This window comes from Pseudomonas sp. PICF6 (genome assembly GCF_009831705.1).
GTDB classification, from domain to species: Bacteria; Pseudomonadota; Gammaproteobacteria; order Pseudomonadales; family Pseudomonadaceae; genus Aquipseudomonas; species Aquipseudomonas rhizophila.
The window spans coordinates 124,344-132,170 of the sequence record NZ_WUUD01000016.1 but is presented as its reverse complement, the minus strand read 5'-3'; the positions used below and the strand labels follow the sequence as shown (position 1 = coordinate 132,170).

At 61.7% G+C, this 7,827-nt stretch carries 7 protein-coding genes; 1 reads left to right on the top strand and 6 read right to left on the bottom strand.

What is annotated here, in order from left to right; genetic code table 11:
- The coding region (locus tag GSM73_RS08370; protein ID WP_256676784.1) for a DUF1302 domain-containing protein at positions 1-1,177 on the bottom strand (1,177 nt) is incomplete at its 3' end.
- Between the two features lie 94 nt (positions 1,178-1,271).
- Positions 1,272-2,039 (bottom strand): coniferyl-alcohol dehydrogenase, encoded by a 768-nt coding sequence (locus tag GSM73_RS08365; protein ID WP_160892158.1) that lies wholly within the window; start codon positions 2,037-2,039, stop codon positions 1,272-1,274.
- 277 nt (positions 2,040-2,316) lie between these two features.
- Between GSM73_RS08365 and GSM73_RS08360 the strand changes: the two genes are divergently transcribed.
- A complete protein-coding gene (locus GSM73_RS08360; protein ID WP_160892156.1) occupies positions 2,317-4,146 on the top strand; it encodes a sigma-54-dependent Fis family transcriptional regulator in 1,830 nt (609 codons plus the stop codon).
- Positions 4,147-4,153: 7 nt separating this feature from the next.
- On the opposite strand, the gene GSM73_RS08355 is transcribed toward GSM73_RS08360, so the two are convergent.
- The 4 genes from GSM73_RS08355 to GSM73_RS08340 form a co-directional block, all read right to left on the bottom strand.
- The gene (locus tag GSM73_RS08355) at positions 4,154-4,813 is read right to left on the bottom strand and encodes a TetR/AcrR family transcriptional regulator (protein ID WP_160892154.1); all 660 of its coding nucleotides are present in this window, start codon (positions 4,811-4,813) and stop codon (positions 4,154-4,156) included.
- A 63-nt stretch (positions 4,814-4,876) separates the two neighbouring features.
- The gene (locus GSM73_RS08350; RefSeq protein WP_160892152.1) at positions 4,877-5,782 is read right to left on the bottom strand and encodes an alpha/beta hydrolase; all 906 of its coding nucleotides are present in this window, start codon (positions 5,780-5,782) and stop codon (positions 4,877-4,879) included.
- Between the two features lie 18 nt (positions 5,783-5,800).
- Positions 5,801-7,243: a coniferyl aldehyde dehydrogenase gene (locus GSM73_RS08345; protein WP_160892150.1), complete on the bottom strand. Its 1,443-nt coding sequence runs from the start codon at positions 7,241-7,243 to the stop codon at positions 5,801-5,803.
- A gap of 288 nt (positions 7,244-7,531) precedes the next feature.
- A complete protein-coding gene (locus tag GSM73_RS08340) occupies positions 7,532-7,774 on the bottom strand; it encodes a hypothetical protein (protein WP_107322806.1) in 243 nt (80 codons plus the stop codon).
- Positions 7,775-7,827 lie beyond the last annotated feature (53 nt).

The following is a 7,827-nucleotide window of genomic DNA, read 5'->3' as shown; positions in this document are numbered from 1 at the left end:
TGCCCTTGGCGTAGAGCGCATCGCCGTTGTTGTCCGCCGCCATGGCAGGTGTCACCACCTGCAGGTTGCTCACCAGCGGTGCGTCCCAGCGCACCGAGGTTTCGCCGGCGAAATTGAACGGGCCATAAGCCGTGGAGAAGCTGGCGCCGAGGGTTTTGATGTCTTCGGCGTAAACCTGGCGATAGGACCCCAGGATCGGCAGCCCGGTGGCCGCGGCCGCTGCACCGTCCAGATAGGCATAGAGCGCGCTCGGCGCCTTGTCGTGATACTTGGCAGCGTAGAAGCCCAGTTCCAGTTCGGTGCCTTCGGGCTTGTAGCGCAGTTGCATGCCGCCTTGGCCGGAGTTCCTGGCCTCGATATCGGAGGCATGCACGGTGGTGTTGCCAAACACCTGGGTCCAGTCGCCGGAACCTTCGCCGATACCATCGTTGTCACTCAGGTAGCTGCCCGCCCCCGGCAAGTTGGAACGCTCCCATTCGAACTGATAGTAGGCACCCACAGACAACTGCGGGTTGATCTGCAACTGCCCGGACACCTGATTGACCGGACGCAGGATTTCCTTGAACTGGGTGCCGGGTACGCTGAGCAGCTTGACGATATCGCTCGGCCCCTGGGCATTGGCAATGCCGTTGCCCCCGTAGAACAGGCTTTCGCCATAAATCAGGCTATGCCGGCCCAGCCGCACGGTGCCCTGGCTCGACTCGCCGACATCACCCCGCACAAACACGAAGGCATCGAGCAATTCGGCGTCGCGCCCGTGCAGTTCGCGGGTATCGTCGAGAAAGTGCCGTTGCTCGCTGCTGTCGGTGTTCTTGTTGTAGATATCGTCGTACCAGGCTGCGCCGCTGAGGCGCAGGCCATAGTTTTCCCGGCTCAGGTCCATCTCACTGAACAGGTCCAGGCGGTTGGAGACCAGGCCGCTGCTGAAGTTCTTGTCGCCCTGACTCTGGATCGAGGGGTACAGGCCCCCCGCAGTCGGCGCGTTGACCAGATTGTCGTCGGCCCCTTGCAGACGCCACGCCTGGCTGTACTTGAGGGTGTTATCCCAGCGCAGGCGCCATTGACTGTCGCCCAAGTCTATTTGCGCAGCCTGGGGCTGGGAGGCCCAGCCGGCCAGGCAGACCGAGAGTGCCAGGGCTGAACGCTTGAAGCCTGGATAGCATCGAGAGTTGTGCATGGTGTTCCTCATTGTTCTTGTTGTTGGAAACATGTTTTTTGAACTGGCCGTTCGCTCGTAGTCGGCCGGTGGTCACTCGCCCAGGGCTCCTCGTTCAGATGTAGGTGGACGCCAGGCCGCCATCGACCGGCAGGTTGACGCCATTGATCCAGCGCGATTCGTCGGCACACAGAAAGGCGATGGCAGCCGCCACTTCATCGGCGTAGGCCGGGCGCTTCATACGATGAGCGTCAGCCTCGACGCGCTCTTGACCGAGCATGCTGACGAAATCACCCAGGATGGGCGTGAACACCGGGCCCGGCGCCACGCAGTTCATGCGCACAGAGGTCTGCAGGAACCAGGGTTGGGACTGCTGGTAATTCCAGACGATCAAGGCCTCTTTGAAATACTGGTAGCAGCTCTCCCGAGGCACCGGATGCTCGGCCAGCCAGGCCTGGCCATGGGCAAAGCTTTGGGTATCGGCCAGGGCCTTGTGCAGGTCCAGGCGCTGCGGCCATTGCGCACCAAGAATCGAGGCGACGTTGACGATGCTGCCTCCGGCAACAATGCGCGGTAGCACTGCCCCACAGAGATGGCGCACCCCCAGGTAATTGACCTGGGCAACCGCTTGCGGATCGGCGGTACCGGGGACTCCTGCAATGTTGCACAGGCCGTCGAGCGCCTGCGGCAACTGCTGCACGGCCGCATCGATGACATCCGGGTGGCTGAGATCAGCCTGGATGAAATCGTCCAGGCTCAGGTTGGGCTCATTGCGATCCATGCCGATGACGATGGCCCCGTGGGCACGCAGGATCCTCGCGGTTTCGGCGCCGATGCCCGAGGAAACCCCGGTCACGACTATCCTCTTGTTGGTCAACTTCATACGGGCTTCCCGATTCTTGCTTGTACTGCCTGCTCGAAGGCGGCGACAGCCAAGCCATATTGTTATTGCCGAATTAGTTAATCTCGGTAACTAGTTGTAGCAAGCGATATGCCATCTCTGAGTAATCGCAAGGCAACCGCTCAAGCACGCGGCATCCAGCGCAAACAGAGGCATGTGGGTATCTGGAGGGGGGATTCAGGCGGGTAAAAAAAGTGATGATTTCAGCAATTTCATGCTGCACTATGCGGATTATGATTATCCCGTTTAAGGATTTGTGATGGCGAACAAGCTGATTTCCCTGGCCGAACTCTCTCGCGCAACGCCAAACAAACCCGTGCGGGGTGCCAGCGAGCAGTTGCCACCAGGGGCGCCGCCTACCCTGCAGGACCTGACTGAATGCCTGATGTTCAGTCCGGGCGACGGCCGCATCTGGTTGAACGGCGCGCGCATGCTGCTGATCCACAACAGCGGCATCGGCGCGCTACGCCGAGAACTGATTGAAAGCATGGGCCTGGCCCGCGCCCGAGGCATCATGTTGCGCACCGGCTACCATTGCGGCGCCCGGGACGCCGCCCTGATCAAGGAGCGCTTCCCCGAGGCCGACATCCTGGCGCTGTTCGCCGCCGGCCCGATCATTCATGCGATCGAAGGCGCGGTGAAGGTCGAGCCGGTGCATTTCGAATTCGACATGAACCTGGGCACCTATTACGGCGAATTCCTCTGGCATCACTCCAGCGAGGACGACGAGCACATCGCCCAATACGGCATCGGCACCGAACCGGCCTGCTGGATGCAGACCGGCTATGCCACCGGGTACACCTCGGCGATGGTCGGCCGGCTGATTCTCTACCGCGAGGTCGAATGCCGCTCCACCGGTTCCAGCATTTGCCGGCTGATAGGAAAACCCGCGGAGGAATGGGACGACGCCGAAGCGGACCTGGCCGACCTGAACGCCGAACCTTTCGTCAGCACCGGCGGACGCAGCGTGACAGCCCATAGCCGCAGCGATAAAGGCGCCCTGCCGACGAGCTTGCTGGTTGATCCGACTCCCGCACAAGACAGCGACATGGTGGGGATTTCCTCGGCCTTCAACGCCGCCTGCCACATGTTGCGACGGGTCGCGCCGACCCAGGCAACGGTGCTGTTCACTGGCGAGTCCGGCGTCGGCAAGGAAATGTTTGCGCGGATGCTGCACCGCATCAGCCCGCGCCACGATGAACCCTTCGTCGCCATCAACTGCGCTGCCATACCGGAAAACCTGATGGAGTCGGAGCTGTTCGGCGTCGAGCGCGGTGCCTACACCGGTGCCACTCAATCGCGCGCCGGGCGCTTCGAGCGCGCCGATGGCGGCACCCTGTTCCTTGACGAGATCGCCACCCTCAGTCTGGTGGCCCAGGGCAAGCTGCTGCGCGCCTTGCAGGAGGGCGAAGTCGAGCGAGTCGGTGGCAGCCGCACGTTGAAAGTCGATGTACGGGTGGTCGCCGCGACCAACGTCGACCTCCGCGCCGCCGCGCAACGTGGCGAGTTTCGTGAAGATCTGTTCTTTCGCTTGAATGTATTTCCGATCCATCTGCCGCCGCTGCGCGAACGCAAGGAAGACATCCCGCTGCTGATGACCCACTTCCTGCATCGCTTCACCCAGCGCCATGGTCGGCAGATCAGCGGCTTCACGCCGCGCACGGCCGATACGCTGCTGGCCTATGACTTCCCGGGCAATATCCGCGAGCTACAGAACCTGGTGGAGCGCGGCGTGATCAGCGCCCCGGACGGCGGCGCCATCGACCTGGCGCACTTGTTTACCAGCGGTGAACGCCTGGCCCAGCCCATGTTCTCCATCGGCACCCGTGGCCAACTGGCTGCGAGCCCCAACGACCCGCCGCCGGCCCGCCATGCAACGAGCGCCGCAGCCAGTACCGGCAGTGGTGCGAGTCTGGAACTGTTCGGCGGCAAGGATCCGAGCCGGCTGTCGTTGCAAGAGATCGAGGACACCATCATTGACCACTGCCTGGGCGAAGTGAAAGGCAACGTCTCTGAAGCGGCCCGCCGTCTCGGCCTGACCCGTGCCCAGTTGTCCTATCGCCTGTCGCGGCGCTCGATCAGCGAATAGGCGCATCTCATGGCGTAGATGATCGACGGATAAAGCAGCGGCCGAACAGGCCCAAGGTCACCTCGACCCGCTGCTCGATCTGCTCGTCGGACCAGGCCTGTTGGACCCCAAGGGTGAACAGCTTGAGCGGCTGGGAAATCAACAGCGAGTCGATCAGCTCCACCGCTGACTCGACATCTTCGTGTGCCAACAATCCCTTGCCGGCGGCCTTGCCCAGCCAGCCGCGCAACAAGCTCAGGCAGCGCGCGGCACCTTCCTGATACCAGATCCTGGCAAGGCCCGGCGCCGTTTCGCGTCCCTGGGCAGCCAACAGGTAGAGCCCCAGCGCCAACGGCGACAGGGTCAGGCGCGCCCATAACGTCAGGTACATGCGCAACTCGCTGAGCAGGTCCTCGGCGCAATCAATACCGCTTTCCAACAGCAGTTCAAGGGTGGACAAGTCCCTGGCCACCAGTTGCGAGAGCAACGCTTCCTTGCTCGGCACCAACAGGTACAGGGTCTTCTTGGAGATCCCGGCGGCGCGGGCGATAGCATCCATGGTGACGTTGGCAAAATTGCCGCTGCCAAGCGCCTGCGCCGCCGCATCCAACAGCGAGGTCATCTGCTCCTGACGGCTGCGCACCGGCGGACGACCGCGCCGGGTGGGCAGCCCGGTGGTTTCAGGCATTACGGGTCCTGTTGAACGGCATGGTGCGCATGTCCTGATGGTGGTTTCACAAAGGTGCCCAGCTTAACGCAGCCTGCTCGCAAACGCCTTGCGCAGGGAGTCTTCGATGAGCTGCCACGCCTGCTGTGCCGAAGCATCCGGTCCCAGGTGAGTGAACATATGGTCGCACCCGGTGAACATTCTCTCGGTCACCGCCACACCGGCCTGACGCAGTTTCTGCGCGTAGGCCTGCCCCTCGGCGAGCAGGATATCGTACTCGGCAGTGATCACCGTCGCGGGGGGCATGCCCTGCAATTGTTCGACCGTCGCCAGTAACGGTGATGCCAGAGGGTCGCGGGCATGCGCCGGATCGCTCAGGTAACAGCGATTGAAGAAGCGCATCAGGCCCGGGCCGAGCAAGGGTTTGTCAGAGGTCGAGCGCTTGAGTTCCGGATCCGCGGCTAAATCCACGGCCGCATAGTCGATGACCTGATGCACCACCCGCAGCCGTTGGTGCTCCCGCGCCAGATTGGCCACGCCGGTGGCCAGGTTACCGCCGGCGCTGTGCCCACCGACTGCGATGCGTTGTGGGTCGATGCCCAGGGTCGCGGCCTGGTCGGCCAGCCACTCAAGCACCGCGAAGCTCTGTCGCAAGCCGGCGGGAAAGGGAAACTCGGGGGCCAGGACATAATCCAGATTGACCACCAGGCAACCCAGGTTATGGGCCAACCGCCGGCAATAGCTGTCGTCATGCTCCGGCACCCCGGCCACAAAGCCGCCGCCATGCAGGTTCAGGTACACGGGCAGAGGTTCGCTGGAGGGCGTCTGGGGCCAATAAAACAAGGCCCGTGCCGGGCCCCACGCCGTGGGGATGAGCTTCTCCTCGAACAGGCGCAACGGATACTGCGCCGCGTCATAGGTGAACTTGGCTTTCATGCGCTTGGCAAAGGCACGCAGCAGCTTGGCCTTGAGAGTCGACAACACGTTCATGATCAAACTCCTGAAGACTCAGTGGGCAGTCAGCAATTGATCCAGCAGACCGTGGATCATTGCGCCGTAAGGCGCGCGCATTGCCAGGTTGGACTCACCAACCGGGCTCTGCACCACCACCGCCTTGGCATGGCTGAACGTACGGAAACCGTAGACACCGTGATACGCCCCCATCCCCGAGTGACCGACCCCGCCAAACGGCAGCGCCTCGAACACCACATGACTCATGACATCATTGATCACCACACCGCCCGAAGTCGTGCGCTCCAACACCTGCTGGCGCTCACCGGCGTCCTCGCCAAAGTAATAAGCGGCAAGGGGCCGAGGTTGACCGTTGACGTAGTCGATCGCCGTGGCGAAATCGCGATAGGTCTTGATCGGCAACAGCGGGCCGAAGATTTCCTCGCGCAGCACCTGCATCTGCTCAGTGGCATCCAGCACCAGCGTCGGAGCGATCTTGCGGGTCTGGCGATCGCCCAGGTCTTCCTGCGCCGGGTTGATCTCGATCAGCCGCGCCCCTTTGGCGCGAGCATCGGCCAGATAACCCTGCAGGCGGTCGAAATTGCGTGGGTTGATGATGGAGGTGTAGTCCGGGGTGCTGTGCAAGGAGGGGTACATGGCACCGACGAAGCGCACCGCCTCGGCGACAAAGTCTTCCAGGCATTCTTCCGGCAGCAGCACGTAGTCCGGGGCCAGGCAGATTTGCCCGGCGTTGAAGGTCTTCACGGTCATGACCCGCTGCACCACCGTCGCCAGATCGGCGCTACGGGACACCAGCACGGGCGACTTGCCCCCCAGCTCCAGGGTCACCGGCACCAGATTGTCCGAGGCTGCACGCATGATGTGCCGAGCCACCGCCGTACCACCGGTAAAGATCAGGTGATCGAACGGCTGGGCACTGAACAGCGCGCCGACTTCGGCATCGCCCAGCACCGTGGTGAGTTCATTCTCGTCAAAATATCGGGCGATCAATTCGCCCATCAATGCCGAGGTGCGTGGGGTCAGTTCCGAGGGTTTGAGCATGGCCCGGTTACCGGCGGCGAAGATGCTCGCCAGAGGCCCGAACGCCAGTACGATGGGAAAATTCCAGGGGCTGATCACGCCCACCACGCCCAACGGCTGGTACTCGACCCGCGCCTCGCTGCCGGGGAAGGGTGACGGATGCGATTGCGCTTGCATCCACTCGGCCAGATGCTCACGGCAATGCTTGAGGCTTGCCACCGAACCGCCGATATCGGAAAGCAGCGTCTGCTCGCGGCTACGATTGCCGAAGTCCGCCGACACCGCTGCGACGATGGCGTCACGATTGTCCAGCAGTAGCGCAATGGCCCGATCGAGGCGGTCGCGGCGCAGCTCCAGGCTGGCCGGTCCGTCAACCAAGTGGGCCTGTTTCATCCGCGCGAGGGTGGCAGTGAGTTGTTCGGCGCCGACTGGCGTAGCGTGGTGATCGGGACTGTGCATGGCGTGGGTTCCTGCTGGTTATATTGTTATTAGACAGCACTAAATACCATTTCGAGCAGACATCTATGTCGACTCGCTGGGTGAGTATGCCAAAAAACAACAGAAAGGAAACCACTAGGTTTCTTAATTTACAAATATCCAGACGCGAGGCTATAAGCCCTATAAACAAACGGAAGTACCGATAATATCCGGTTCAGACCAGCAAAGAAGGAAACCCGTAGTGGGTGTTTTTCATGGGCGGTAAAACACGGTTCACGATCAAAAAACCAGAACAACTGGTTATTTTAATTAATCAATTATGTGCTGATCGACAACCCTGATTTGCGTCAGCCCTACCCGCTCGGCCTGCTCCAGGATCTGCGCAGGCGTCGCATCCGCGGTGGGCATGATCAGGCCGTTCTCTGCATCTCCAAAATGCAGCTGGAGCAGGTGCATCGCGGCTTCATGGACGGGCAGTTGAAGCTGCTTGAGCTCGAACGCGTGAGTGCGAGGCGCGTCGTTGAACAGGTAATTCACCGTGTAGTTGCGCATTGGACAGACTCCCGAAATGGATGAAGTGCATTTGACTAGCCTGACTTATTGGT